Source organism: Janthinobacterium sp. (genome assembly GCF_009923995.1).
GTDB lineage: Bacteria > Pseudomonadota > Gammaproteobacteria > Burkholderiales > Burkholderiaceae_D > Janthinobacterium.
This window is the reverse complement of sequence record NZ_RFSK01000021.1, coordinates 1-26,581: the sequence shown is the minus strand read 5'-3', so window position 1 is coordinate 26,581 and position 26,581 is coordinate 1. Positions and strand designations below refer to the sequence as shown.

Below are 26,581 nucleotides of genomic sequence, written 5' to 3'. Positions count from 1 at the left end.
CCCCAGCCTTTGCTTTGGGTTGAAATCATTCCATCTATCCATCATTAAGAAAGCTCACCATGTCCCGTATCGCCACCACCTTTGCCAATCTCAAATCGAACAACAAGACCGGCCTGGTCACCTTCATCACCGCCGGCGACCCCGGCCCCGACGCCACCGTGCCCCTGATGCACGCGCTCGTCGAGGGCGGCGCCGACGTGCTGGAGCTGGGCGTGCCGTTTTCGGACCCCATGGCCGAAGGCCCCGTCATCCAGCGCGCCTGCGAGCGGGCCCTGAAATTCAACGTGGGCATCCACGACGTGTTCGGCTACGTGCGCCGGTTCCGCGAGACGAACCAGACCACCCCCGTGGTGCTGATGGGCTATGCGAACCCGATCGAGCGCATCGGCAGCGCCGCGTTTATTGATGCAGCGCAAGCTGCCGGCGCCGATGGCGCCATCGTCGTCGATTATCCGCCGGAAGAGTGCGAGGAATTCGCCGCCGCCATGCGCGAGGCGGGACTCGACCTGATTTTCCTGCTGGCGCCCACCTCGACGGAAGAGCGCATCGCGCAAGTGGCCAAGGTTGGCGGCGGCTTCAGCTATTACGTGTCGCTGAAAGGCGTCACGGGAGCGGGTAACATTGATACGGAACAGGTGGCCGAACGCCTCGCTGCCATCCGCCAGCATGTAAAATTACCCATCGGCGTGGGCTTCGGCATCCGCGATGGCGCCACGGCCAAGGCCGTGGCCAAGGTGGCCGACGCCGTCGTCATCGGCAGCCGCATCATCCAGGAGATAGAAAATGCGCCCGAAGGCGGCGCCGTCGATGCCGTGCGCAGCTTTACGGCCGGCATCCGCGCGGCACTGGACGCCTGAGCAAGCTTGCCGTTTACGCAATCTGCGATGGCGGCAAAGTTCGACAGCCCGGCGATAAACGGCTACACTTCGGCCACTGATTTGCCTGTTATTGTGCAATAGATAAAATTTTTGGTGGCGTCCCGCGGGGCGCCGCCGTTTACCGTCTGCCGGGGGCGTCCATCGACGCTACCCCTACAAGGGCCCAAGGAGAAAATATGAGTTGGTTGGAAAAACTGCTGCCACCGCGCATACAGCGTTCGGATGCCGCCGCGCGCAAGACCATGCCGGAAGGCCTGTGGGTCAAGTGCCCCTCGTGCGAAGCCGTGCTGTACCGTACGGACCTGGAATCGAATTTGCACGTGTGTCCGAAATGCGACCACCACATGCGCATCCGCGCGCGTGAACGCCTCGACAGCCTGCTCGACGCGGGCGGCCGCTATGAAATCGGCCAGGAAATCCTGCCCGTCGATACCCTGAAGTTCAAGGACAGCAAGAAATACCCGGACCGCCTGAAATCCGCCATGGAAGCGACGGGCGAGACGGATGCGATGGTCGTCATGGGCGGCGCCATCATGAGCCTGCCAGTCGTCGTGGCGTGCTTCGAATTCGAATTCATGGGCGGCTCCATGGGCTCCGTGGTCGGCGAGCGCTTCGTGCGCGGCGCGCAGATCGCGCTGGAACAGAAAGTGCCGTTCATTTGCATCACCGCCACCGGCGGCGCGCGCATGCAGGAAGGCTTGCTGTCCCTGATGCAGATGGCGAAGACCACGGCCATGCTGACCAAGTTGTCGGAAAAGAAATTGCCGTTCATCAGCGTGCTGACCGACCCGACCATGGGCGGCGTATCCGCCTCGTTCGCCTTCATGGGCGACGTCGTCATTGCCGAACCGAAGGCGCTGATCGGCTTTGCCGGCCCCCGCGTGATTGAAAACACCGTGCGCGAAAAACTGCCGGAAGGCTTCCAGCGCGCCGAATTCCTCGTCACCAAGGGCGCCGTCGACATGATCGTCGACCGCCGCAAGATGCGCGAAGAAATCGCCCGCCTGCTGGCCTTGCTGCAAAACCAGGCTGTTGAAGTACTTGCGTAATTTGATTTACCCCAAAACCTGAACTGCCGGGGTCGGACCCTCAGGGTCCGACCCCAGTCTTCGGTTTGGGTCTCATATCTTTTCCGCCTCGCGCACTCTTTTCAAGAAGTCTCCCATGCAAAACCTCCCCACCACCTTGCCGGACTGGCTCGCCATGCTGGAAACCCGCCATTCGGAAACCCAGATCAACATGGGCCTGGACCGCGTGCAAGCCGTCAAGGCACGCATGCAGCTGGCTTTTACCTGCCCCGTGATCATGGTGGCGGGCACGAATGGCAAGGGTTCCACCTGCGCCATGCTGGAATCCGTGCTGTTGCGCGCCGGATACAAAGTGGGCCTGTACATCAAGCCGCACTTCCTTGATTTTAACGAGCGCGCCCGCGTGCTGGGCGAGATGGCCAGCGACGAGCAGCTCGTCGCCAGTTTCAACGCCGTCGAAGCCGTGCGGGGCGACACGCCGTTGACGTATTTCGAATTCACCACCCTGGCGATTTTGCAGCTGCTGTCGCAGGCGAACCTGGACGTGGCCATCCTGGAAGTGGGCCTGGGTGGGCGCCTCGATGCCGTCAACGTGATCGACGCCGACGTGGCCATCGTCACCAGCGTCGACATCGACCACACGGATTACCTGGGCGATACGCGCGAAGCCATCGGCTTTGAAAAGGCGGGCATCTTCCGCCCGGGCAAGGCGGCCATCTGCAGCGACCCCGTGCCGCCGCAGTCGCTGATCGACCATGCGGAAGCCATCGGCGCCGACCTGTGGCTGATGGGCCGCGATTTCAATTATTCGGGCGACAAGCAGCAGTGGAACTACGGCGGGCGCGAGCAGCGCCGCAATTCGCTGGCCTACCCGAGCCTGCGCGGCGCCAACCAGATCCTCAACGCGACGGCCGTGCTGGCCGCGCTGGAAGTGCTGAAGCTGAAGCTGCCCGTGGGCGCGCAGGAAGTGCGTACGGGCCTCGTGACGGTGGAACTGCCGGGCCGCTTCCAGGTCTTGCCAGGCCGCCCCAGCGTGATCCTGGACGTGGCGCACAACCCCCATGCGGCCTCGGCACTGAACCAGAACCTGGGCAATATGGGTTTCCACCCGTACACCTACGCCGTCTTCGGCTCCATGCAGGACAAGGATATCGATGGCGTCCTCGCCGCGATGGGCGAGCACGTCGACCACTGGTGCCTGACGGGCCTGCCTTCGCCCCGCGCGGCCACGGCGTCGGAGCTGGCCGCCAAGGTGCAGATCATGCTGGAAGACAAGCCTGACAGCAGCGAGCATACCGTGTCTATTTTCGATGATCCGGCACAAGCTTTTGCAAATGCAATGAGCCGGGCCGGTGAGAATGATAGAATTGTGGTCTTTGGTTCTTTCCTCACCGTCGCTGGTGTGATGAAGGCCCGGAAATCCTCTCTTCACTGAAACGCACTCGACTGAAAATCACGCATGGGCTTGTTCTCGAAACTGTTTAAAAACAAGCAAGAATCCTCTGGCGAAGACAGCGGCTTTTATGTCCCTGGCGAAGCGCAGTCGCCGACCCGCAAACGGGCCGCCAACACGGCCGGTGGCGGCGGCTCCCGCCGTGGCGGCAAGGAAGCGCCGGACCCGGTCTTGCCAGAAAAAAAACGCGCACGCCGCCGCCTCGTCGGGGCTGTCGCCCTGGCCCTGGGCGTGGCCGTCGGCTTGCCGATGCTGCTCGATTCCGAACCGAAGGCGCCCGTCAATGACATCGCCATCGACATCCCGTCGAAAGAGAAGGTCGCCGCCGCGCCCGCGCCTGCCCCCGTGCAGCCAGTGCCGGCCCAGGGCTCGGCGCACGATGGCCTGGACCAGTCCGAGGAAATTGTCGACGCGCCCCTGCCTGCGGTAGCCAAGCCCAAGCCGGCGCCGGCGCCAGCCCCCGTGCTGGCAGCTGCCGAGCCTGTCAAGCCAGCCTATGTCGAGCCGAAACCGGAACCCAAGCCTGTCAAGGTGGAAGCCAAGCCCGAACCGAAGCACGAGCCGAAGCCGGAACCCAAGCACGAGGTCAAGGTGGAGTCCAAGCCTGAACCCAAGCACGAGGTCAAGCCGGAGCCGAAACCTGAACCGAAACCGGCCAAGCCGGCGCAGTCTGCCGACGATGCGGCGCGCGCCATGGCGATTTTGGAAGGCAAGCCAGTGGAGAAGCCACAAGAGAAAGCCCATGACGCCGGTTCCGGCAAGTTCGTGGTGCAGGTGGCGGCACTGGCAACGCAGGACAAGGTCGACGAATTGCAGGAAAAACTGCGCGAAGCGGGCATCAAGTCGTACACGCAGAAGGTTTCCAGCCCCGCTGGCGAGCGCATCCGCGTACGGGTGGGGCCGTTCGGCAGCCGCGAAGACGCGGAAAAGACGCGCGCCAAGTTGCAAAAGCTGGGCCTGGGCGGCAGCCTGGTGCCGGCGTGACGTTGCAAGGCTGAACGGGCGTGACGATTTTCGATTATCTGGTGCTGTTCGTGCTGGTGACGTCCGTGCTGATCAGCATGATGCGCGGCCTGGTCAAGGAAATACTGTCCCTGGTCAGCTGGATCGTGGCCTTCGTCATCGCCAATGCGTATGGTGCCACCCTGGCAAAATTCCTGCCGGAAGCCGTGCCGGGCGAAGCCGTCCGCCTGCTGCTGGCCTTCGTGGTGCTGTTCATCGGCGTACGCATTTTGATGGGATTGCTGTCCATGACAGTCGACGCGCTCGTCAAGGTGACGGGCCTGAGCCTGGCCGACCGCACCCTGGGCAGCCTGTTCGGCGTGGCGCGGGGTCTTGTGATCGTGCTGACCGCCGTCATCTTGTGTGGCATGACGTCCATCCCGCAGCAGCCATTCTGGAAAAACGCGCTGCTCAGCCCGCTTGCGGAGCAGGGCGCGCGCGCCATCAAGCCTTATCTGCCTGCCGCTTACGCGCAGCATGTGAAATTTTGAATTTTTTTTAAAATCAGTAGCACAGTTTAGGAGCACACCATGTGTGGCATCGTCGGCGTCGTTTCCCATCAACCTGTCAATCAATTGCTCTATGATGCATTGTTGCTCTTGCAACATCGCGGTCAGGACGCGGCAGGGATTGCGACCAATCACAGCAGTATGTTTTCCATGCACAAGGCCAACGGCCTCGTGCGTGACGTCTTCCGTACGCGCAACATGCGTTCGCTGCAAGGCAATTCGGGCATCGGTCACTGTCGCTATCCGACGGCCGGTTCGTCGAGCGAAGAGGAAGCACAGCCGTTTTATGTGAATGCGCCGTTCGGCATCACCCTGGCGCACAATGGCAACCTGACCAACTGGGAACAGTTGAAGCAGGAAATGTTCAAGAACGACCGCCGCCACATCAATACCGATTCCGACTCGGAAGTGCTGCTCAACGTGCTGGCGCATGAAATCCAGGAAGCGACGACGGGCCTGAACCTGGACCCGGACGCCATCTTCAAGGCCGTTACCGTGCTGAACCGTCGCGTCAAGGGCGGCTATGCTGCCGTGGCGCAAATCGCCGGCGTGGGCTTGCTGGCCTTCCGCGACCCGCACGGCATCCGTCCGCTGTGCCTGGGCATCAATGAAAGCGAGCAGGGCACCGAATACTTGATCGCCTCCGAATCCGTGGCCCTGGAAGGCATGGGCTTCCGTTTCGTGCGCGACATCGGTCCCGGTGAAGCCGTCTTCATCGATGCCGACAAGCAATTGCACAGCCGCCAATGCGCGGACAATGCCAGCTTGAATCCCTGCGTCTTCGAATTCGTCTACCTGGCCCGTCCCGACTCCGTCATCGACGGCGCTTCCGTGTACGCCACGCGCCTGAAAATGGGCGAATACCTGGCCGAAAAGATCCGCACCGAGCTGCCCGGCGTGCATATCGACGTGGTCATGCCGATTCCCGACTCCTCCCGTCCGGCCGCCATCCAGCTGGCCATGGCGCTGAACATCGAGTACCGCGAAGGCTTCATCAAGAACCGCTACATCGGCCGTACCTTCATCATGCCGGGCCAGGCGGCGCGCAAGAAGTCCGTGCGTCAGAAGCTCAACGCCATCCCGTCCGAATTCAAGGATAAAGTGGTGCTGCTGGTCGACGATTCCATCGTGCGCGGCACCACCAGCCGCGAAATCGTGCAGATGGCGCGCGAAGCGGGCGCAACGAAGGTCATCTTCGCCTCGGCCGCGCCGCCGGTCATCTTCCCGAACGTGTACGGCATCGACATGCCGACGCGCGACGAGCTGATCGCCTACGGCCGCACGACGGAAGAAGTGTGCCGCGAAATCACGGCCGATTACCTGGTGTACCAGGATATCGGCGCGCTGAAGCAGGCCATCGCCGATGTCAACCCGGCCCTGACCAGCTTCGAGGCGTCGTGCTTCGACGGCGTGTACGTGACGGGCGACGTGTCGCAGGAATACCTGGACCGCCTGGAATATGCGCGCCACCATCCGAAGGCGGCAGCGCCGGAAGACACGCCACGTTCCCAGCTGAACCTGAACCTCGCCACCACCGAAGGGTGATGTGGAGCCCGGCCATGGCCGGGCTTTTTTTTATCTGATATTTCTCGCTGCCTCGCGCGCCACTTGATCATGAGCAACAACAAAAACTACGGCTTTACCACCACCATCCTGCATAACGACCGCCGTAAGGGCATCGAGCACGGCTCGCTGCACAAGCCCGTGCACACCTCCGTGGCGTTTGGCTATGGCGATGCGCGCCAGCTCGCTTCCGTCTTCCAGGGCAAGGAGCCCGGCTTCCGCTACGGCCGCCAGGGCAACCCGACCGTTTCCGCGCTGGAAGACAAGGTCAACAAGATGGAAGATGGTCTGGCGACCCTGTGCTTCGCCACCGGCATGGGCGCCATCGGCGCCGTGGTGCAGTCGCTGCTGCGCGCGGGCGACCACGTCGTCTCGTCGGCATTCCTGTTTGGCAACACCAACAGCCTGTGGCAAACGGTGACGGGGCAGGGTATCGCCGTGTCCTTCGTCGATGCCACCGATGTCGCCAACGTGGCAGCCGCCATTACGCCGGCCACGCGAATTGTTTTCGTGGAAACTATTGCCAACCCGCGTACGCAGATCGCCGACCTGAAAAAAATCGGCGACCTGTGCCGCGAGAAGGGCATCCTGTACATCGTCGACAATACGATGACGACGCCCTACCTGTTCCGTCCGAAGGCCGTGGGCGCGGGCCTGGTGGTCAATGCGCTGACGAAATCCATCGGCGGCCACGGCAATGCCCTGGGCGGCAGCTTGACGGACACGGGCGTGTTCGACTGGACGCAGTATCCGAACATCTTTGACAATTACAAGAAGGCGGCGCCGGCGCAGTGGGGCATCGCGCAGATCCGCGCCAAGGCCTTGCGCGACTTCGGCGCTTCGCTGGGCCCGGAAGCGGCGCACCATATCGCCGTCGGTGCGGAAACCATGGCCTTGCGCATGGACCGCACCTGCTCGAATGCCCTGGCGCTGGCCACCATGCTGGCCGCGGACCCGCGCGTGGCGGCCGTGCATTACCCTGGCTTGCCATCGCACCCGCAGCACGCGCTGGCGACGGACCTGTTCCGCAGCTATGGCTCGCTGTTCAGCTTTGAGCTGAAGGATGGCATCGACTGCTTCGATTTCCTCAACCGCCTGAATCTGGCGATTCCGGCCAGCAACCTGGGCGACACGCGCACCCTGGTCATTCCTGTTGCCCACACGATTTTCTACGAGATGGGAGCCGAGCGCCGCGCCAGCATGGGCATCGCCGAGTCACTGATCCGCGTCTCCGTCGGCATCGAGGACGAGGTGGATCTGCTCGAGGATTTCCGCCAGGCACTCGATGTATAAGTCGCCGGACAAATGAAAAGGGCCGCAACAGTCATGCTGTTGCGGCCCTTTGTTTTTCGCCGTTCAATGGTAATGTCTTCGTGCCTTCAGAAACCGTAGCGAGCAAGCCCAATATCGGGTTGAGTAGCGGAGCTGTACATTGGTACAGCGAGCAACGGATGCCCGAGAGTGGGCTGCGCAGTAGGTTTATGAGGGCGCGCTCAATCAATGCCAGCTGCGCATCAAGCCCACGGCCAGGCCTTCCAGGGCAAATTCATCTTCCGGCGACACGGTGATCACCTTGAAGTCGGGGTTTTCCGGCAGCAGTTCGATGACGGAACCCGTCTTCTTGTAGCGCTTGACGGTGACTTCGTCGCCGATGCGGGCGACGACGATCTGGCCGTTCTTGGCGCTGTCGATCTTCTTGACGGCCAGCAAGTCGCCATCCATGATGCCGGCGTCGCGCATGGACCAGCCGCGCACCTTCAGCAGGAAGTCGGGCTTGGCCGAAAACAGGGCAGGGTCCACGTTGTAGCTCGCTTCCAGGTTTTCCTGGGCCAGGATGGGCGAACCGGCTGCCACGCGGCCGATCAGGGGCAGCGACATCAGCAGTGCTGCCGGCACCTTCGCCGGCAGCGTTTCGGCTGCCGCACCGATCAGGCGGATGCCGCGCGAGGTGCCGGGCGAGATCTCGATGGCGCCCTTGCGGGCCAGGGCCTGCAAATGCTCTTCGGCCGCGTTGGCCGATTTGAAGCCCAATTCATTGGCGATCTCGGCACGGGTGGGAGGAAAGCCCGTATTTTCAATCGCGTCCTTGATCAGGTTCAGGATTTGTTCTTGTCGTGCTGTCAGCTTGATCATGAGCGGTGGGTGCATACTAAAATGCTGTCTATATGAACAGTCTGTATTTTTGTACAGTATCGCCCACTATGCAAGGGGATTTCGGGCTTTTTCGCCGATTTTCAAAGAAATTCTGTTCTTCAGGCAAGAAAGGCGGCGGCCGGCAGGCGCGGCGCAAGCAATCATTGAATAGTTCGCAAAAGGCGGTTATAATCTTCGGCTGACCTTCCCACACCCGTCTTGACGCCGGGGTGGGCGATTATCAATCCGACCTGAAGGAGTTTGCATGCGTCATTATGAAATAGTCTTTATCGTCCATCCGGACCAAAGCGAGCAAGTGCCCGCGATGATCGAACGCTACAAAGCCAGCGTAACCACCCGCGGCGGTTCGGTTCACCGCGTGGAAGATTGGGGCCGCCGTCAAATGGCTTACTCGATCCAAAAGCTGCCTAAAGCACACTACATCTGCCTGAACATCGAATGCGACAACGAGACCCTGGTCGAGTTGGAAACAGCATTCAAATTCAATGATGCCGTGTTGCGTCACCTGACCGTTAAAATGAAGAAAGCTGAAACAGCTCCTTCGCCGATGATGAAATCGGTACAACGCGAAGACGCGGCCAAAAGCCACCGCACCGAAGCACCAGCAGCCGCTCCAGCCGCAGCCGCTTAATTTTTGACCAGGATCGTGCGCTGAACCAGCTACAAGTAACCGCCATCATTGCCGAGCGCGAAATATTGCGCTATACCCCGGCAGGGTTGCCGATTGTGAATGCAGTATTGCAACACAGTTCGCAGCAGATGGAAGCAGGAATTGCCCGTTTGACCGAGTTTGATGTTGCCGCGCTAGCCGCTGGCGAAATCTCAGGCCGGTTCAGCCAGGCAAGCTTGGGCGGGGTGTATCAGTTCACGGGTTTCCTGGCCAGAAAGAGCCGCAACAGCAAGAGTTTGGTGTTTCACATCATTGATTTTAGTGCAGTCATTCCCGACTAGCGCATTTTAGATACAGGAGCCTGACATGGCATTCGGTAAAAAGTTCGACAAAAATAAGCTCAAGCTTAAAGAAAAACGCAAACAGCAAAACCCTTTGTTCAAACGTAAGAAGTTCTGCCGCTTCACGGCAGCTCACGTTGAGCAAGTCGACTACAAAGACGTCGACACGCTGAAAGACTTCGTCCAGGAAAACGGCAAGATCATGCCAGCACGCCTGACCGGTACCAAAGCGCACTACCAGCGCCAAGTCGACACCGCAATCAAGCGCGCTCGCTTCCTCGCGCTGCTGCCATACACCGATCTGCACCACGCTTAATCGGTCAGATATTCCTGGAGAAGAACTATGCAAATCATTCTGTTAGAAAAAGTTGTAAACGTCGGTAACCTCGGCGAAGTCGTCAAAGTCAAAGACGGTTACGCACGTAACTTCCTGATCCCGCAACGCCTGGCACGTCGTGCTACGGCAACCGCTGTGGCTGAATTCGAAGTCAAGCGCGCCGAACTGGAAAAAGCTGCAGCTGCCAAACTGGCCGCATCGCAAGCCCAAGGCGAAAAACTGAGCGGTCTGACCGTTCAAGTTGCTCAAAAAGCTGGCGTCGATGGCCGTCTGTTCGGTTCCGTCACCAACTTCGACATCGCTGAAGCGCTGACCAAGCAAGGTTTTGCTGTTGAAAAAGCACAAATCCGCATGCCTACCGGCCCGCTGAAGATCGTTGGCGAGCACAACGTTTCGGTTGCTCTGCACACCGACGTGGTTGTGGAAGTTGTTATCGCTGTCGTACCAGACGCGAACGCGTAATCGTCTGCGGGCCTGGCCCGCACGCGCTGCCGCACTATGAAAAGCCGGGTTCGCCCGGCTTTTTTGTGGCCTTTTTTTCGCTCAATTTCAGCCCTTTATTTTTGCCAGCACGCCGAAGCGGGTATAATTCGCGCCATGAACGCCCCCTCTGATCCGCAACTGGATTCCCTCCGTATTCCGCCGCATTCGATCGAAGCAGAACAATCCGTCATCGGTGGTCTGCTGCGCGACAATGCCGCGTATGACCGCATCGCCGATTTCATGCATGCGGAGGATTTCTATCGCTATGACCATCGCATCATCTTCGAGCAAATCGTCAAGATGGTTAACGCTTCCAAGCCAGCCGATGTCATTACTGTTTTTGAAACCCTGACCCAGCTCGGCAAGGCCGAGGATGTGGGCGGACTCGCTTACCTGAACGCCATGGCGCAAAACACGCCATCGGCCGCGAACATCCGGCGCTATGCCGAGATCGTGCGCGACCGCGGCGTGCTGCGCAAACTCATCACCGTCGCCGACGATATCTCCGGCACGGCATTCAGCCCGCAGGGCAAGGAAGTCAAGCAGATGCTTGACGAGGCCGAGTCGAAGATCTTCGCCATCGCCGAAGAGGGCGCGCGCGGCGCCCAGGGCTGGACCGCCATCCAGCCTTTGCTGACGCAGGTGGTCGAGCGCATCGACGAACTGTACAGCCGCGACAACCAGAGTGAAATCACGGGCGTGCCCACCGGTTTCATCGACCTCGACCGCATGACCTCCGGTCTGCAGCCAGGCGACCTGGTGATCGTGGCAGGCCGTCCATCGATGGGCAAGACGGCGTTTTCCGTCAACATCGGCGAAAACGTGGCCATCGACAGCGGCTTGCCCGTGGCCGTGTTCTCGATGGAGATGGGCGGCGCCCAGCTGGCCATGCGTATGCTCGGCTCCGTCGGGCAGCTGGACCAGCACCGCCTGCGCACGGGCCGCCTGAACGACGAAGACTGGCCGCGCCTGACGAACGCGATCCAGAAGATGAACGACGCGCAGTTGTACATCGATGAAACGCCGGCGCTGAACTCCATCGAATTGCGCGCCCGCTCGCGCCGTTTGTCGCGTCAGTGCGGCAAGCTGGGCCTGATCATCGTCGATTACTTGCAGCTGATGTCGGCCAATACCCCGGGCGACAACCGCGCCACGGAGATTTCCGAGATTTCGCGGGGCTTGAAAGGCCTGGCGAAAGAACTCGGCTGCCCCGTGATCGCGCTGTCCCAGCTGAACCGCTCGCTGGAACAACGCCCGAATAAACGTCCCGTGATGTCCGACTTGCGCGAATCGGGCGCTATCGAACAGGATGCCGACGTGATCCTGTTCATTTACCGCGACGAGGTGTATAACCCCGACTCGCCAGACAAGGGAACGGCCGAAATCATCATCGGTAAACAACGTAACGGTCCAATCGGCAGCATCCGCCTCACCTTCATGGGGCAGTACACCAAATTTGGCAATTACAGTGGTGGCCTGGCGCTTTACCAAGGCGACTAAGACTCAGCAGCACTGGCAATTCCATCGGCCGCCCCCTCATACGGGGCGGCTTTCTGTAGTAAATAACACGACTCAATGCTTAACGGAGAATGACATGTTTGGACGCTTGATGCCCACTGAGGGCAAGTTTTTTGAATTGTTTAACCAGCACGCGGAATTGTGCGTCAAGGGCGCCAAAGAGATGCTCGGCCTGATGACCAATTTCGACGACCTGGAAAACCGCGTACATGCGATCGAAAGCATCGAGAAACAGGCGGACAAAGTCACCTACGCCACCGTGGAAATGCTGCACAAGACCTTCATCACGCCGATCGACCGCGACGACATCCATCAGCTGATCACGCGCCAGGACGACATCCTCGACCTGCTGGAAGACGCGGCGCAAACCGTGTCGCTGTACGACCTGAAGGCCGTCACGCCGGAAGCCAAGCGCCTGGCCGAACTGGTGCTGGCCTGTACCGAAAAAGTGCGCGACGCCGTCGCCATGCTGCACAACATGGACAACTCGCGCAAGATCGTCGCCATCTGCGAAGAAATCGACCGCCTGGAATCGGATGCCGACCACGTGATGCGCGCCGCCATGTCCAAGCTGTTCCGCGACGAGCCGGACGTGCGCAACCTGATCAAGCTGAAAGCGATCTACGAAATTCTGGAAACCGTGACCGACCGTTGCGAAGACGTGTCCAATATTATCGAAGGCATCATCGTCGAAAACGCGTAAGCGTTGGGCCTGTCCTGAACCAGAATCAGAAAAGAACATATAATGACCATACAAATCAGCATCTACGTGCTAGGCCTGTTGATCGTCCTTGCGCTGCTGTTTGACTTCATGAACGGCTTCCATGATGCCGCCAACGCGATCGCCACGGTGGTCTCGACGGGCGTGTTGAAGCCGCAGACCGCGGTCGCCATGGCCGCCACGTTCAACTTCGTCGCCATTTTCGTCTTCCACCAGCTGACCGTGGCCGCTACGGTGGGCAAGGGCACCATCGACCCCACGGTGGTGGACCAGTACGTGATCTTCGGCGCGCTGATGGGCGCCATCTTCTGGAACCTGTTTACCTGGTATTACGGCATTCCCTCGTCGTCCTCGCACGCCCTGATCGGCGGCCTGGTGGGCGCCGCCGTCGCCAAGTCCGGCACCGGCGCGCTGGTATCGGCCGGCCTGTGGAAGACCGTTGCCTTCATCGTCATCTCGCCGTTGCTGGGCTTTATCTTCGGCTCCATCATGATGCTGCTGGTGTCGTGGATTTTTGTGCGCTCGACGCCGCGCAAGGTCGACAAGTGGTTCCGCCGCCTGCAGCTGCTGTCGGCCGCGGCATACAGCCTGGGTCACGGCGGCAACGATGCGCAAAAAACCATCGGCATCATCTGGATGCTGCTGATCGCCGCCGGCTATTCCAGCGCGGCCGATGCCATGCCGCCTCTGTGGGTCATCATCTCGTGCTATACGGCGATCAGCTTCGGCACCCTGTTCGGTGGCTGGCGCATCGTCAAGACCATGGGCCAGAAGATCACCAAGCTCAAACCCGTCGGCGGCTTCTGCGCCGAAACGGGCGGTGCCATCACCCTGTTCGTGTCGACGGCGCTGGGCATTCCCGTGTCGACGACGCACACCATCACGGGCGCCATCGTCGGCGTCGGCTCGTCGCAGAAGATGTCGGCCGTGCGCTGGGGCGTGGCGGGCAATATCGTCTGGGCCTGGATCTTCACGATTCCTGCTTCGGCTTTCGTCGCTGCCATCGCCTGGTGGATTGGCCACCACATAATGTGATGGATAGCCAACGCCAGTAAAAAGGGAGCCTTGCGGCTCCCTTTTTTTATGCGCCGGCCAGCTCCACCGTCAGCCCCTCGCAGGCGAGGAATACCTGCAGGCCCGCGAGGCGGTCCGCATAGCGGCCCATCACGTCGGCAAACACGGCTTCGAGCTGCTCGTCGCTGCGCGTCGGCTCGTGGTGGGTGCAGTACAGGCGCCGGGCGCCGCAGCGCAGGGCCAGGTCGAAGGCGGCGTCGAAGGTGCCATGGCCCCAGCCCTGTTTGCCCGGGTATTCCTCGCGCGTGTAGGAGCAATCCATGATCAGCGCATCGACGCCATCGACCAGCGCATCGATGCCGGCCTGGCGCTGCGCGTTGCGCGCTTCGCACGCCGCGTGCTCGGCGTGGCCGGGGGCATGCAGGTTGTAGAACGGTTCGTGGTCGCCGCTGAAAAACAGCGCCGCGCCGGCGCAGTCGATGCGGTAGCCCAGGTTGATGACGGGATGGTTCATCTCCGCGCTGCGCACGCTGGCGCCGCCCACCTCGACGGTGTCGCCGGGCGACAGGGTGCGGTACTCGATGCTGGCCGCCATGGCCGCTTCGCTGACGGGAAAATAGCTGTTTTGCAGCTGGACCGCCATCACGTGCTCGATGCCGCGTCCTGCCACGGCATCGTAGGCGCCATGCAGGCGCATGCGGTTGCCCGCCACGAACAGGGGCGAGAACATGGGCAGGCCGTGGATATGGTCCCAGTGGCTGTGCGTGATGAAGACGTGCGCATGTACCGGTTGGCCGGCCGGCAGTTGCTGCGCCAGTGAAAAGATGCCGCTGCCCGCGTCGAGAATGATCAGGCTGTCGTCGTCGGTGCGCACTTCGATGCACGTGGTGTTGCCGCCATAGCGGGCCGTGCGGGGGCCCGGGGAGGGGATGGAGCCGCGCACCCCCCTGAACGTGAATTTCATTCAGTACCTTGTTACTGTGTAATTATTGTTGATTCTATTCTAATTAATGAGATTGGCGGCAACATTTATGGGTGTTGCAACAGGGAAAGTTATTTCATTTTGTTGTAACTAAGTAATGTACAGTGCGCGGGGTGGCCGTTACACTGGCGCTTGCCTACTCCCTGTTCCCTTACCTGATCGCCATTCACATGCCTCAGCTGCACCCTGAGAAAATCGCCCACCGGCTCGAGCAATTGACCGAACTCAGTGTCGCATTGGGGCACGGCCAGGGTGGACAGGGGCGCGATATCGGGCCGCTGCTGCAGCGTATCGTGCTGCTCGCAAAAAGCATGAGCGGCGCCGACGGCGCCACCCTGTACCGACCGGCAGCCGATGGCCGCCAGCTCGATTTCCACATCAGCGTCAACGACAGCCTGGGCATCGTGCAGGGCGCGGACGTCGGCTTGCCCGGCGTGCCGCTGTTCGATGATGCCGGCCAGCCCAACCTGGCGTCCGTGGCCGCGTATGCGGCCAACCTGCGCCGCTGCGTGAACATCGCCGACGTGTATCGCGACGAGGCCTTCAATTTTTCAGGCATGCGCGATTTCGACCGCCATCACGGCTACCACACGCAATCGATCCTGACGGTGCCCATGAGCGACCACGAAGGGGACTTGATCGGCGTGCTGCAGCTGGTCAATGCCAAGGATGGCGAGACGGGCCAGGTGCGCGCATTTTCGCCCACCGACCAGCGTTTCATCGAGGCGCTGGCGGCGCAGGCCGGCGTCGCGTTGACGAATCAGTTGCTGATCTCGCAGCTGGAAGAACTGCTCGAATCGCTCGTCACCCTGATCAATATCGGCATCGATGAAAAGTCGCCGTACACGGGGCGCCATTGCCAGTTCGTGCCCGAGCTGACGATGCTGCTGGCCGACGCCGCGCACGCCACGCAAACGGGACCGCTGGCCGATTTCCGGCTCAGCGACAACGAACGCAAGCAGCTGTGGCTGGCCGGACTGCTGCACGACTGCGGCAAGATCACCACGCCCGTGCACGTGGTCGACAAGGCGACCAAGCTGGAAACCATTTTCGACCGCATCGCGCTGATCGACACGCGCTACGAAGTGCTGCTGCGTGACGCCGAGATCGCGGCCCTGCGCCAGCAGGTGGCGCAGCCGCAGCAGAGCGAGGCCATCGCCGGCGCGCTGGTGCAGGAGCAGGCCGCGCTGCGCGAGGAGCGCGACTTCATCCGCAGCGTCAATATCGGCGGCGAAAGCATGGCGCCGGCCGACCAGGAGCGCGTGCGGCAAATCGCCAAACGCCGCTGGCGCGCGGCCGATGGCCAGTTGCGCGACTTCCTCGACGCCGACGAGACGGAAAACCTGACCATCCGCGCCGGCACCCTGACGGCGGCCGAGCGGGCCATCGTCAACAACCATATCAGCGTGTCGATCCGCATGCTCGAAGCGCTGCCGTGGCCCAAGCACCTGCAGAAGGTGCCGGAGTATGCGGGCGGCCACCACGAGCGCATGGATGGCAAGGGCTATCCGCGCGGGCTGACGAAAGAGCAGATGTCGGTGCCGGCGCGGCTGATGGCCATCGCCGACATTTTCGAGGCACTGACGGCACGCGACCGGCCATATAAAAAAGGCAAGCCGCTGTCGGAATCCCTGCGCATCCTGGGCAATTTCAGCCTGAACGGGCATATCGACCCGGAGCTGTTCGATGTCTTCATCCGCAGCAAGGTGTATTTGACCTTCGCTGAAAAACATCTGCACCCGAGCCAGATCGATGCCGTCGACGAGGCGGCCATTCCGGGCTACACACCGTGAAGCGGGGCAGGCGCGCGGCGCTGGCCCCCCTCATGCGCAAGCACGGCGCGCGCTCGCTGCTGGGCATGCTGCTGACCTTGGCCGCCGCCATCCTGTGCCTGGCCGGCAATGAGAACATCGCGCGGCTGGACGCCATGCTGGGCGACTGGCGCATGCGTGCCGAGGCGCCGCAGCTCGATCCCCGTATCGTCATCGTCGACATCGACGAAAAGAGCCTGGCGCAGGTAGGGCGTTTCCCGTGGAGCCGCGATATCCAGGCCAGGCTGGTGCGCCAGCTCACCGGCCATTACGGCGTGGCCGCGCTGGGCTTCGACATCTCCTTTCCCGAGGCGGACACCAGTTCCGGCTACGCCGTGCTGCAAGGCCTGGCGCATGGCGAGCTGGCCGGCGTGGCGGGCTTGCCGGCGCAGCTGGAAAAACTGCGCCCGGCCATGGATTACGATGGCCTGTTCGCCGACGCCATGCGCGGCCAGCCCGTGGTGCTGGGCTACAGCGTCTCCGGGAGCCAGACCAAGGGTACGCTGCCCCGGCCTGCCTTTACCGTGGCCGACCTGAATGGACGCGCCGTCACCGCCTACGTGGCGCGCGGCTACGAAGCCAATATCGCGCCATTGCAGGCGGCCGCCCAAGGCGCCGGCATCTTCACGGCGCTGACCGATGCCGATGGCGTGGTGCGTTCGTCGACCCTGCTGACGCGCATCGGCGACGGCTACTATCCCTCGCTGTCGCTGGCCACGGCTGCCGTCTACCTGCAGGCGCGCGCCATCGCCCCCCGTTTCACGGCCACGGCCGATACCTTATCGGCGCGCCAGCTGGACAACGCGGGCCTCGAACACATCGTGCTGTTCACCCCGCGCGGCGCCACGGCGATCCCCGTGGGCGAGGCCCTGACCACCACGGTGCAGTACCGCGGCACGGGCGGTCCCGATGGCGGTGCCTTCCGCTATGTGTCGGCGTCCGACGTGCTGGCCGGCAGCGTTGCGCCTGCGCTGCTGAAAGGCGCCATCGTACTGGTGGGCACCACGGCGCCGGGCCTGAACGACATCCGTGCCACGCCCGTCAATGCCGAATTTCCCGGCGTGGAGGTGCACGCCAACCTGATCAAGTCCATCCTCGACGATCGCTTCAAGGCGCGCCCCGACTATGCGCTGGCGCTCGAGCTGGTGCAGATCCTGCTGTTCGGCGTGCTGCTGGCCGGCGCCCTGGCCGTGCTGCCGCCGGCCGGCGTGATGCTGGTCACGCTGGGGGCGCTGACCCTGACCATCGCACTCAATCTGTACCTGTACGCCGTGCGCGACGTGGTGCTGGGGGGCGCCGTGGTGGTGCTGCTGATCGTTGCCCTCTTCATCGTCAACCTGGCCTGGGGCTATTTTTTCGAGGTGCGCAAGGGCCGCGCGCTGGTGGCGCGCTTCGGCGAATACGTGGCGCCCGAACTGGTGGCCGAGATGGCGGACAATCCGCAGCGCTACACCATGGATGGCGAGAACCGCGAACTGACGGTGCTGTTTGCCGACGTGCGCGGCTTTACGGCCATCTCCGAGCAGCTGTCGCCGGCGGCGCTGCGCGAATACATCAACGAATACCTGACGGCGATGTCGCACGATATCCGCGACAGTCATGGCGGTACCCTGGACAAGTACATCGGCGACGCCGTGATGGCCTTCTGGGGCGCGCCCGTTGCCTTCCCCGACCATGCCCGCCGCGCCGTGGCCAGCGCGCTGCTGATGCAGCAAAGCGCGGCGCGCCTGAACGGCGAGTTCGCCGCGCGGGGCTGGCCGCCGCTGCGCATCGGCATCGGCCTCAATACGGGTCCCATGCACGTGGGCGACATGGGTTCGCGCATCCGCCGTGCCTACACGGTGATGGGCGACAGCGTGAATCTGGCGGCGCGCCTGGAGGGCGCCAGCAAGCGCTATGGCGTGGGCATCGCGCCACGCGCGCGGCGGCGCCCGAATTCCTGTACCGCGAGCTGGACATGATCAGGGTGCTGGGCAAGCAGGAAGCGGTGGCCATCTTCGAGCCGCGCTGCCTGCTGGCCGACGCCACTCCCGCCGAACTGGCGCAACTCGTGCGCTGGCACGAGGCACTGGCCCGGCTGCGCGCACGCGACTGGCATGCTGCCGCCGCGCTGATAGGGCAATTGCAGGCGGATTTCCCCGACGACGGCCTGTATCGCCTGTATGCGGCGCGCGTGGAAGCGTACTGCCGCACGCCGCCTGCGGCCGACTGGGATGGCGTGACGGCACTGGATAGCAAATAGCTAGCTGGCGACGGGGGAAATGTTGTTGATTAAATTATCTTTCATCCTTGTATGCACGATGTATGCTGCGCTGCGACGAAAATGGGGAAAAAACGTCAGAAATTTCTGACTGGAAACTAAAAGCCGTCTAAAATTTGCCTTCAATCCATTGCTGGACACGCTGCCGCTGGCGCCTGCTGGGCCGCGCACGGGTCCGGTTACACAAGAAATCCTTCACATGACATATCGTTTGGTGCACCTGCTTGCGGGTTCCGCGCTGCTGTTCGCCGTCGGCGCCGCCGGCGCTGCCATTTCCCTGGACCAGGCCGCAGCGCCGACGGCCGAAGACAGCGTGCCGCGCTTCGACATCAGCCGTTTTGACGTCCAGGGCAATACCCTGCTCGACGCATCCCAGGTGCAGGCGCTGCTGGCGCCGTTCACGGGCCGCCAGCGTGACTTTTCCGACATCGCCCGCGCCGTCGAGGCGCTGGAAAGCGCCTACCGCGCGCGCGGCTACGGCGCCGTCCAGGTGCAGTTGCCCGAGCAGGAGCTGGATCGGGGCGTGGTGCGCCTGAGCGTGCTGCAAACGCCGCTGGGCAAGGTGCTCATCGGCGGCAATGTCCATGTCGACGACGCCAACGTGCGGCGCGCCTTGCCCTCTCTTCGCGAAGGCGAGACGCCGAATCTGTCCGCCCTGTCGCAAAGCCTGAAACTGGCCAATGAAAATCCGGCGCGCAAGATCGAAGTGCGCCTGCAGGCCGACGAGCAGGCGGACGCCAAGGCGGATGCCATCGACGCCATCGTCACGGTGGCCGACGAAGTGGCGTGGAAGGCCATGCTCAACGTGGACAATACGGGGGCGGCGCAGACGGGCAAGACGCACGTGGGCGTGGTGCTGCAGCATGCGAACCTGTGGGGGCGCGACCATGTGGCCAGCCTGCAATATACGAGCAGCCTGGAAAAGCCGGACAAGGTCGGCGTGTATGGCGCCGGCTACCACCTGCCGCTGTACGCGCTGGGCGACTCGATGGATTTCTTCGCCAGCTATTCGAACGTCGATTCGGGCAGCGTCTCGGCCGGCATTTTTGACCTGGCCGTCAGCGGCCAGGGCAGCATGGCCGGCATCCGCTACAACCAGAACTTTGCGCGCCGCGACGATTTCGAGCCCAAGCTCGTGTATGGCATCGATTACAAGGCTTACCGCAACAGCGTGCAGCTGTTCGGCATGGAACTGGGCGCCGACGTCACCGTGCACCCGCTCAGCGTCAGCTACATCGGCGCCTGGACCCTGCCCACGGGCGAAACCAGCGTGGCGTTGACGTTCGCACACAATATTCCTGGCGGCAAGCACGGTGCGCAAGCCGATTTCGACCGCGTGCGCGCGCATGCCAAGGCCGCCTATAACACCTTGCGCCTGAGCGCCACGTCGGGCCGCGTGCTGGCCGATGACTGGCAATGGCGCGGGCTGTTCAACGCCCAGGTCACGCCCGACGCGCTGGTGCCAGGCGAACAGTTCGGCGCCGGTGGCGCCTCCTCGGTGCGCGGTTTTGACGAGCGCGAAGTGGCGAACGATTCCGGTGCCAGCCTGAACCTGGAACTGTACACGCCGAACTGGTGCGGGCAGGCGCTGGGTTATCAATGCCGCGCGCTGGCCTTCTATGACACGGCCTGGCTGCGCCGCAACCATGCGCTGCCCGGCGAAAGCGCTTCGCAAGGTATCAGCAGCGGGGGACTCGGCATGCGCTTGCTGCTGAGCCGCTACGCCAATCTGCAACTCGATTACGCCCATGTCGTCAATGGCGGCGACACGGGCCGGCGGGGTGCCAGCCGCCTGCACTTCCGACTCGCCTTGGCTTACTAGTATCAGGATGAACACCATGCATAACCATGTCCACCACGCCTCCGCCTTCGTCCTGACGCCGCCCTACGGGCCACCCCTGCGCCGCACGGCGCTGGCGCTGCTGCTGGCCAGCTGCTTCGGCGCGGCGCAGGCCAACCCCGCCTTGCCGCAGGTGGTCAATGGCCAGGCAACGTTCAACCAGCAAGGCAACATCTTCTCGATCACGAACACGCCCAACACCATCATCAACTGGCAGAGTTTTTCCATCCATGCGGGCGAAATCACGCGCTTCATCCAGCAAAACGGCAATAGCGCCGTGCTCAACCGCATTACGGGACAAGACCCCAGCAAGATCCTGGGCAGTCTGGAATCGAACGGCAAGGTATTCCTGATCAATCCGAACGGCATCGTCTTCGGCCAGGGCGCGAAAGTGGATGTGAATGGCCTGGTGGCGTCCAGCCTGGGCATGTCGAATGAAGATTTTCTGTCCGGCAAGCGCCAGTTCACGGCCGGTGGCGTGGCCGGCGGCGTCGGCAATGCTGGTGTGATCAATGCGGGCAAGGGCGGGCAAGTGCTGCTGATCGCGCCGAACGTGGAAAACACGGGCATCATCACGGCGCCGAATGGCGAAGTGATCCTGGCGGCCGGACGCAGCGTGCAGCTGGCCGATCCCGGCAACCCGGACTTGCGCGTGCTGGTCTCGGCGCCACAGGACCAGGCGCTGAACCTGGGCCAGATCATCGCCCAGGGCGGCAGCATCGGCATGGCCGGCGCGCTGGTCAGCCAGCGCGGCGTGCTCAATGCCAACAGCGCCGTTGTCGGCGAGAATGGCAGGATCATGCTCAAGGCCAGCGGCAAGGCCGTGCTTGAAGCGGGCAGCGTCACCAGCGCCACGGGGGCGGCCGGCAAGGGCGGCGAAATCGCCGTGCTGGGCGACCAGGTGGGCCTGTTCGGCGATGCAAGAGTCGACGCCAGCGGCGCCACGGGCGGCGGCACGGTCTTGCTGGGCGGCGACTACCAGGGCAAGAATGCGGCCGTGCAGAATGCGCGCCAGGTGGTGGTGAACAAGGATGCCAGCATCGCTGCCGATGCGACCGACAGGGGCCAGGGCGGCAAGGTCATCGTTTGGGGCACCGAATCGGCGCAGGTGCACGGCAGCATTTCCGCGCGTGGCGGTGCCCACGGTGGCGATGGCGGTTTCGTCGAAACGTCGGGCCATTCCCTGGCCGTTGACGGCATCCGGGTCGATACGGGCACGCGCGCGGGCAGCGGCAAGCGCGGCACCTGGCTGCTCGACCCCTATGATATCGAGGTGGTGGCGGGCTCGGGTGGCAGCCTGGGCAATGTCGACGATTTTACGCACGGTTCGCCAACCGGTAGCACCAGCATCGGCGCCAGCGTCATTTCCAATGCAAACAGCAATGTGATCCTGCAGGCGACGCACCATATCAACTTCAGCAGTGCCGTGGACATGGTGAACACCGGCATCGGCCTGACCGCCATGGCGGGCGAGACGATCAACGTGTTTGCCCCCATCACGACCAAGGGCGGCGCCGTGATCCTGTCGGCCAACGATGCCAGCAGTACCGGTGGTGCCTACGGCCTGGGAGCGAACGTCAATCTGGATGCGGCCATCACCAGCAATGGCGGCAACGTTTCTCTTTCCGGCGCCAGCGTGACGGGCAGCGGCGTGGTCAACGTCGGCAATGGCAATCTGAGTCTGCTCGCGAATATGGCAGCCGGCGGCATCAGCCTGTCGGGCAGCGGCAGCCAGCTGATCGGCAGCGGCATCGCCGGCCAGACGGTAACGTTGCAGGCAGACAATGTCAGCCTCGCCGGCGGCATCAATTTCGGCGGCACGGCCGGCGGCGCGAGTGTGCTCATCAAGCCTTTGAACAGTACGCGCGGCATCGACCTGGGCACCAAGTCGGGCACGGCCCTGAGCTTGAGCGCGGCGGAACTGGCCGGCATCTCGGCGTCGTCGCTGACCATCGGCGACGGTACGAACACGGGCGGCATGCAGATATCGGGCGCGCTCGCCAGAACCGGCGACCTGCACATCAATTCAGGTTCCGCCATCACGGCCACCGCTGCCGTGACCGTGGACGGCGTCTTCGCCCTGGACGGCGGCAACTGGGTACAAAACGGGGCCACCTTGCCAGGATTTGGCGCCAGGAGCTTTGTCATCGGCAGCGGCGCCACATTCCTGCGCGTGGCTGGCGGCGACGGCGGCACGTCCGCGCCATACCTGATCGCCGATATCTATGGCTTGCAAGGCATCGGCAGTCTCGGTCTCGGCAACAGTTATCGCCTGGCGGGCAATATCGATGCCAGCGGCACGGCAAACTGGAATGGCGGCAAGGGTTTCATCCCCATCGCCGGCGGCGGCGCGGCCTATTCCGGCGTCTTTGACGGCGCCGGCTTTGCCATCGGCAACCTGGCCATCGATGGCCGCACGTATGACTCGCCCGTGGGCTTGTTTGGCACCCTGCAGGGCGGCACCTTGCGCAACCTGACGCTTGCCGGCGGCAGCGTCGCGGGCAACGCGAACGTGGGCGCGCTGGTGGGCAATGTGCTCGGCGGTACGATCGACAACGTCAGCAGCAGTGCCGCCGTCAGCGGCCAGCGCAATGTTGGGGGGCTGGTCGGCAGTAACGGCGGGATGATCTCGGCCTCCGGCGCCAGCGGCGCGGTCAGCGGCCTCAATTCCGATGCGGCGGGCAGCATCGGCGGCCTGGTAGGATTGAACCAGGCGGGCGCCAGCATCACGGCATCGATGGCGAGCGGCGCGGTGACGGGCACGCGCGCCATGGTGGGCGGCCTGGTGGGCAATAACGAGGGAGCGGTGGCGCAGTCGTATGCCACGGGCGCCGTCAGCGGCGCGGCCAATATCGGCGGCCTGGTGGGCCGCAATGGCGGCAGCATCAGCAATGCCTACGCCACGGGCGCCGTCGGCGCAGCGGCCAATAGCGACCCGGCGCTAATCCATGAAAACCTGGGCGGGCTGATCGGCTGGAGCGTGGCGGGCAGCAGTGCCAGCAATGTCTACAGCAGCGGTGCCGTGTCCGGCAACGGTTTTGCCGCCGGCACGGCGGGCGGCGTGGTGGGCCGTGCCGACACGGGCGCGGCTGTGTCGTTTGCCTTCTGGAATTACGAAACGGCCGGCATCCAGATGGACCAGGGCGGCGCCAGCGGCCGCACGACAGCCCAGATGCAGCAGCAGGGCAGTTTCAACGGCTACGATTTCAGCAGCGTCTGGCGCATCTACGACGGCTACACGACGCCGATGCTGAAGGCTTTTTTGAAACCGCTGCAGGTGAACGTCACGGACAATGCCAGCGGCAAGGTCTACGATGGCCAGCTGGCCGCCTTCCTGGGCACCATCGGTTACGTGGGCTTGCTCGATGGCGACACGGGCGTCAATGGCAGCCTCGGCTACGGCAATGCGCTCAACGTGGGCAATTACAACTTGACGGGCCTGTGGTCGACCAAGTACGACATCACCCTGGGCGGCACGACCACCTTCGCCATCATGCCGCGCGTCCTGACAGTGAGCATGGGTGGCAACGGCAAGGTCTATGACGGCACCCTGGGTTATGACGGCGCCAGTTTTGTGCTGGGCAATGTCGTGACGGGCGACAACATCAGCATCAGCGGCAGTGCCGCTTTCCTTGACAAGAATGCAGGGAGCGGCAAGGCCGTGCATGCAAGCGGATTGGTGCTGGGCGGCAATGAACTCGGCAACTACAGCTTGGCTGCCAGCACGCTGGACGGCACGGCGGACATCACCGCGCGCCTGTTGAACTATGGCGTCTCGGGTGCCCAGAACCGCGTCTACGACGGCACGACCAACGCCACCCTGAGCGGCTATTTCGAAGGCCTGGTGTCAGGCGATCAGGTCGCCATGGCCGGCTTGCTGGGCAGCTTCCGCGACAAGAATGTCGGCAATGGCAAGGTTGTGGATTACCAGGTGTCCACCGGGCACCTGACGGGACAAGACGCAGGCAACTATGTGCTGAACGCGAATACCGGCAGCACGACGGCCGACATCACCGCGCGCACGCTGAACGTGAGCTTGAGCGGCGTCAACAAGACCTATGACGGCACGACGGGCGCCGTGGTCCACTTTGACCGCATCGCTGGCGATACGCTGACGGTGGCGGGCAATGCGGCGTTTGGTGATAAAAATGCTGGCACCGGCAAGACCGTGAATGTGTCGAACGTCGCTTTGGGCGGACTCGATGCGGGCAACTATGTGCTGAATGCCAATAGTGGCAGCACGACGGCTGACATTGCCGCGCGCACGCTGAACGTGAGTTTGAGCGGCGTCAACAAGACCTATGACGGCACGACGGGTGCGGTCGTCCACTTTGGCGATGACCGGGTCGCCGGCGACACCCTGATGGTAGGGGGCAATGCGGCGTTTGGTGACAAGAATGCGGGTACTGGCAAGACCGTCAATGTATCGGATGTCGCGCTGGTTGGCCTCGATGCGGGCAACTACGTGCTGAACGCGAATACCGGCAGCACCACGGCCGACATTGCCGCGCGCACGCTGAACGTCAGTTTGAGCGGCGTCAACAAAACCTATGACGGCACGACGGGAGCAGTCGTCCACTTTGGCGACGACCGCATCGCCGGCGACACCCTGACGGTGGCGGGCGATGCGGCGTTTGGTGATAAAAATGCTGGCACCGGCAAGACCGTGAATGTATCGAATGTAGCCCTGGCTGGCCTCGACGCGGGCAACTACGTGCTGAACGCCAATAGCGGCAGCACGACGGCCGACATTGCCACGCGCACGCTGAACGTCAGTTTGAGCGGCGTCAACAAGACCTATGACGGCACGACGGGAGCAGTGGTCCACTTTGGCGATGACCGCATCGCCGGCGATACGCTGACGGTGGCGGGCGATGCGGCGTTTGGTGACAAGAATGCGGGCACGGGCAAGACCGTGACTGTGTCGAACGTCGCCCTGGGCGGACTCGATGCGGGCAACTACGTGCTGAACGCGAATACCGGCAGCACGACGGCTGACATTGCTGCGCGCACGCTGAACGTGAGCTTGAGCGGCGTCAACAAGACTTATGACGGCACGACGGGCGCCGTGGTCCACTTTGGCGACGACCGGATCGCTGGCGATACGCTGACGGTAGGGGGCGATGCGGCGTTTGGTGATAAAAATGCTGGCACCGGCAAGACCGTGAATGTATCGAATGTAGCCCTGGCTGGTCTCGACGCGAGCAACTACGTGCTGAATGCCAATACTGGCAGCACGACGGCCGACATCGCGGCACGCACGCTGAATGTGAGCTTGAGCGGCGTCAACAAGACTTATGACGGCACGACGGGCGCCGTGGTCCACTTCGGCGATGACCGCATCGCCGGCGATACGCTGACGGTGGCGGGCAACGCGGCCTTTGGCGACAAGAATGCGGGTACTGGCAAGACCGTCAGTGTATCGAATGTTGCGCTGGCTGGTCTCGACGCAGGCAACTACGTGCTGAGCAGCAGCGCCGGCAGCACGACGGCCGACATCGCGGCACGCACGCTGAATGTCAGCTTGAGCGGCGTCAACAAGACCTATGACGGCACGACGGGAGCAGTGGTCCACTTTGGCGACGACCGGATCGCCGGCGATACGCTGACGGTGGCGGGCAATGCGGCCTTTGGCGACAAGAATGCGGGTACTGGCAAGACCGTCAACGTATCGAATGTCGCGCTGGCTGGCCTTGATGCAGGCAACTATGTGCTGAACGCGAATAGTGGCAGCACGACGGCCGACATCGCGGCACGCACGCTGAATGTCAGCTTAAGCGGTGTCAACAAGACCTATGACGGCACGACAGGGGCAGTCGCCCACTTTGGCGACGACCGCATCGCTGGCGATGCGCTGACGGTCGCGGGCAGTGCGGCCTTTGGCGACAAGAATGCGGGCGTTGGCAAGACCATCAATGTATCGAATGTTGCGCTGGCTGGTCTCGACGCAGGCAACTATGTGCTGAACGCCAATAGTGGCAGCACCACGGCCGACATCAGCGCGCGCACGCTGAACGTGAGCTTGAGCGGCGTCAACAAGACCTATGACGGCACGACGGGCGCCGTGGTCCACTTTG

Annotated in this window: 19 protein-coding genes and 1 pseudogene; 18 read left to right on the top strand and 2 right to left on the bottom strand. The window is 62.8% G+C overall.

Translation table 11 applies throughout. From position 1 onward, the window contains the following. The first annotated feature begins 59 nt into the window (after window positions 1-59). The 7 genes from trpA (at window position 60) to EBS11_RS12715 (ending at window position 7,726) form a co-directional block, all read left to right on the top strand. Window positions 60-857 carry a tryptophan synthase subunit alpha gene (gene trpA / locus EBS11_RS12745; RefSeq protein ID WP_290603332.1) on the top strand — a complete coding sequence of 266 codons (798 nt, stop codon included), beginning with the start codon at window positions 60-62 and terminating at the stop codon, window positions 855-857. 197 nt (window positions 858-1,054) lie between these two features. Further along, complete coding sequence (accD, locus tag EBS11_RS12740; RefSeq protein WP_010400390.1) at window positions 1,055-1,927, top strand: acetyl-CoA carboxylase, carboxyltransferase subunit beta; 873 nt, start codon at window positions 1,055-1,057, stop codon at window positions 1,925-1,927. A 115-nt stretch (window positions 1,928-2,042) separates the two neighbouring features. Next, the gene (gene folC, locus EBS11_RS12735; protein WP_290603331.1) at window positions 2,043-3,341 is read left to right on the top strand and encodes a bifunctional tetrahydrofolate synthase/dihydrofolate synthase; all 1,299 of its coding nucleotides are present in this window, start codon (window positions 2,043-2,045) and stop codon (window positions 3,339-3,341) included. Window positions 3,342-3,365: 24 nt separating this feature from the next. Then, complete coding sequence (locus tag EBS11_RS12730; RefSeq protein WP_290603330.1) at window positions 3,366-4,343, top strand: SPOR domain-containing protein; 978 nt, start codon at window positions 3,366-3,368, stop codon at window positions 4,341-4,343. A 20-nt stretch (window positions 4,344-4,363) separates the two neighbouring features. Then, window positions 4,364-4,852, top strand: coding sequence for a CvpA family protein (locus EBS11_RS12725; protein WP_092795381.1), 489 nt, complete (start codon window positions 4,364-4,366; stop codon window positions 4,850-4,852). Between the two features lie 39 nt (window positions 4,853-4,891). Beyond that, a complete protein-coding gene (purF, locus tag EBS11_RS12720; RefSeq protein ID WP_290603329.1) occupies window positions 4,892-6,415 on the top strand; it encodes an amidophosphoribosyltransferase in 1,524 nt (507 codons plus the stop codon). Window positions 6,416-6,484: 69 nt separating this feature from the next. Continuing rightward, window positions 6,485-7,726, top strand: a complete 1,242-nt coding sequence (locus EBS11_RS12715) for a cystathionine gamma-synthase family protein (RefSeq protein ID WP_290603328.1) — start codon at window positions 6,485-6,487, stop codon at window positions 7,724-7,726. 204 nt (window positions 7,727-7,930) lie between these two features. On the opposite strand, the gene lexA is transcribed toward EBS11_RS12715, so the two are convergent. After that, window positions 7,931-8,566, bottom strand: coding sequence for a transcriptional repressor LexA (lexA, locus tag EBS11_RS12710; protein ID WP_290603383.1), 636 nt, complete (start codon window positions 8,564-8,566; stop codon window positions 7,931-7,933). Between the two features lie 265 nt (window positions 8,567-8,831). Between lexA and rpsF the strand changes: the two genes are divergently transcribed. From rpsF to EBS11_RS12675, 7 genes are all read left to right on the top strand, one after another. Then, on the top strand, window positions 8,832-9,218 hold the full coding sequence (gene rpsF, locus EBS11_RS12705; RefSeq protein WP_010400028.1) for a 30S ribosomal protein S6: 387 nt from the start codon (window positions 8,832-8,834) through the stop codon (window positions 9,216-9,218). A gap of 20 nt (window positions 9,219-9,238) precedes the next feature. Beyond that, window positions 9,239-9,538, top strand: coding sequence for a primosomal replication protein N (priB, locus tag EBS11_RS12700; protein ID WP_086144118.1), 300 nt, complete (start codon window positions 9,239-9,241; stop codon window positions 9,536-9,538). 25 nt (window positions 9,539-9,563) lie between these two features. After that, window positions 9,564-9,854, top strand: a complete 291-nt coding sequence (gene rpsR, locus EBS11_RS12695) for a 30S ribosomal protein S18 (RefSeq protein ID WP_010400024.1) — start codon at window positions 9,564-9,566, stop codon at window positions 9,852-9,854. Window positions 9,855-9,881: 27 nt separating this feature from the next. Beyond that, window positions 9,882-10,337: a 50S ribosomal protein L9 gene (rplI, locus tag EBS11_RS12690; RefSeq protein ID WP_034783456.1), complete on the top strand. Its 456-nt coding sequence runs from the start codon at window positions 9,882-9,884 to the stop codon at window positions 10,335-10,337. A gap of 135 nt (window positions 10,338-10,472) precedes the next feature. Further along, window positions 10,473-11,858 (top strand): replicative DNA helicase, encoded by a 1,386-nt coding sequence (locus EBS11_RS12685; protein ID WP_071322553.1) that lies wholly within the window; start codon window positions 10,473-10,475, stop codon window positions 11,856-11,858. A 94-nt stretch (window positions 11,859-11,952) separates the two neighbouring features. Next, window positions 11,953-12,579 (top strand): DUF47 domain-containing protein, encoded by a 627-nt coding sequence (locus tag EBS11_RS12680; RefSeq protein ID WP_010400015.1) that lies wholly within the window; start codon window positions 11,953-11,955, stop codon window positions 12,577-12,579. A 39-nt stretch (window positions 12,580-12,618) separates the two neighbouring features. After that, the gene (locus tag EBS11_RS12675) at window positions 12,619-13,632 is read left to right on the top strand and encodes an inorganic phosphate transporter (protein WP_290603382.1); all 1,014 of its coding nucleotides are present in this window, start codon (window positions 12,619-12,621) and stop codon (window positions 13,630-13,632) included. Between the two features lie 46 nt (window positions 13,633-13,678). Here the strand turns inward: EBS11_RS12675 and EBS11_RS12670 are convergent, their stop codons facing one another. Beyond that, window positions 13,679-14,575, bottom strand: coding sequence for an MBL fold metallo-hydrolase (locus EBS11_RS12670; protein ID WP_290603327.1), 897 nt, complete (start codon window positions 14,573-14,575; stop codon window positions 13,679-13,681). 188 nt (window positions 14,576-14,763) lie between these two features. Here EBS11_RS12670 and EBS11_RS12665 point away from each other — a divergent pair, with 188 nt between their 5' ends. From EBS11_RS12665 to EBS11_RS12650, 4 genes and pseudogenes are all read left to right on the top strand, one after another. Next, window positions 14,764-16,386, top strand: a complete 1,623-nt coding sequence (locus EBS11_RS12665; RefSeq protein WP_290603326.1) for an HD family phosphohydrolase — start codon at window positions 14,764-14,766, stop codon at window positions 16,384-16,386. Between the two features lie 32 nt (window positions 16,387-16,418). Beyond that, window positions 16,419-18,646, top strand: a pseudogene (locus EBS11_RS12660) (adenylate/guanylate cyclase domain-containing protein). A gap of 217 nt (window positions 18,647-18,863) precedes the next feature. Continuing rightward, a complete protein-coding gene (locus EBS11_RS12655; protein WP_290603325.1) occupies window positions 18,864-20,486 on the top strand; it encodes a ShlB/FhaC/HecB family hemolysin secretion/activation protein in 1,623 nt (540 codons plus the stop codon). A gap of 16 nt (window positions 20,487-20,502) precedes the next feature. Continuing rightward, window positions 20,503-26,581 (top strand): YDG domain-containing protein (locus tag EBS11_RS12650; protein WP_290603324.1); only part of this gene is annotated, 6,079 nt, incomplete at its 3' end.

Bases quoted from the DNA above. Each gene is read 5' to 3' on its own strand.
- rpsR (WP_010400024.1), top strand. From the start codon at position 9,564: ATGGCATTCGGTAAAAAGTTCGACAAAAATAAGCTCAAGCTTAAAGAA.
- purF (WP_290603329.1), top strand. From the start codon at position 4,892: ATGTGTGGCATCGTCGGCGTCGTTTCCCATCAACCTGTCAATCAATTG.
- folC (WP_290603331.1), top strand. From the start codon at position 2,043: ATGCAAAACCTCCCCACCACCTTGCCGGACTGGCTCGCCATGCTGGAA.
- EBS11_RS12730 (WP_290603330.1), top strand. From the start codon at position 3,366: ATGGGCTTGTTCTCGAAACTGTTTAAAAACAAGCAAGAATCCTCTGGC.
- rplI (WP_034783456.1), top strand. From the start codon at position 9,882: ATGCAAATCATTCTGTTAGAAAAAGTTGTAAACGTCGGTAACCTCGGC.
- EBS11_RS12715 (WP_290603328.1), top strand. From the start codon at position 6,485: ATGAGCAACAACAAAAACTACGGCTTTACCACCACCATCCTGCATAAC.
- EBS11_RS12680 (WP_010400015.1), top strand. From the start codon at position 11,953: ATGTTTGGACGCTTGATGCCCACTGAGGGCAAGTTTTTTGAATTGTTT.
- EBS11_RS12670 (WP_290603327.1), bottom strand. From the start codon at position 14,575: ATGAAATTCACGTTCAGGGGGGTGCGCGGCTCCATCCCCTCCCCGGGC.
- trpA (WP_290603332.1), top strand. From the start codon at position 60: ATGTCCCGTATCGCCACCACCTTTGCCAATCTCAAATCGAACAACAAG.
- EBS11_RS12665 (WP_290603326.1), top strand. From the start codon at position 14,764: ATGCCTCAGCTGCACCCTGAGAAAATCGCCCACCGGCTCGAGCAATTG.
- lexA (WP_290603383.1), bottom strand. From the start codon at position 8,566: ATGATCAAGCTGACAGCACGACAAGAACAAATCCTGAACCTGATCAAG.
- EBS11_RS12685 (WP_071322553.1), top strand. From the start codon at position 10,473: ATGAACGCCCCCTCTGATCCGCAACTGGATTCCCTCCGTATTCCGCCG.
- accD (WP_010400390.1), top strand. From the start codon at position 1,055: ATGAGTTGGTTGGAAAAACTGCTGCCACCGCGCATACAGCGTTCGGAT.
- rpsF (WP_010400028.1), top strand. From the start codon at position 8,832: ATGCGTCATTATGAAATAGTCTTTATCGTCCATCCGGACCAAAGCGAG.
- EBS11_RS12655 (WP_290603325.1), top strand. From the start codon at position 18,864: ATGACATATCGTTTGGTGCACCTGCTTGCGGGTTCCGCGCTGCTGTTC.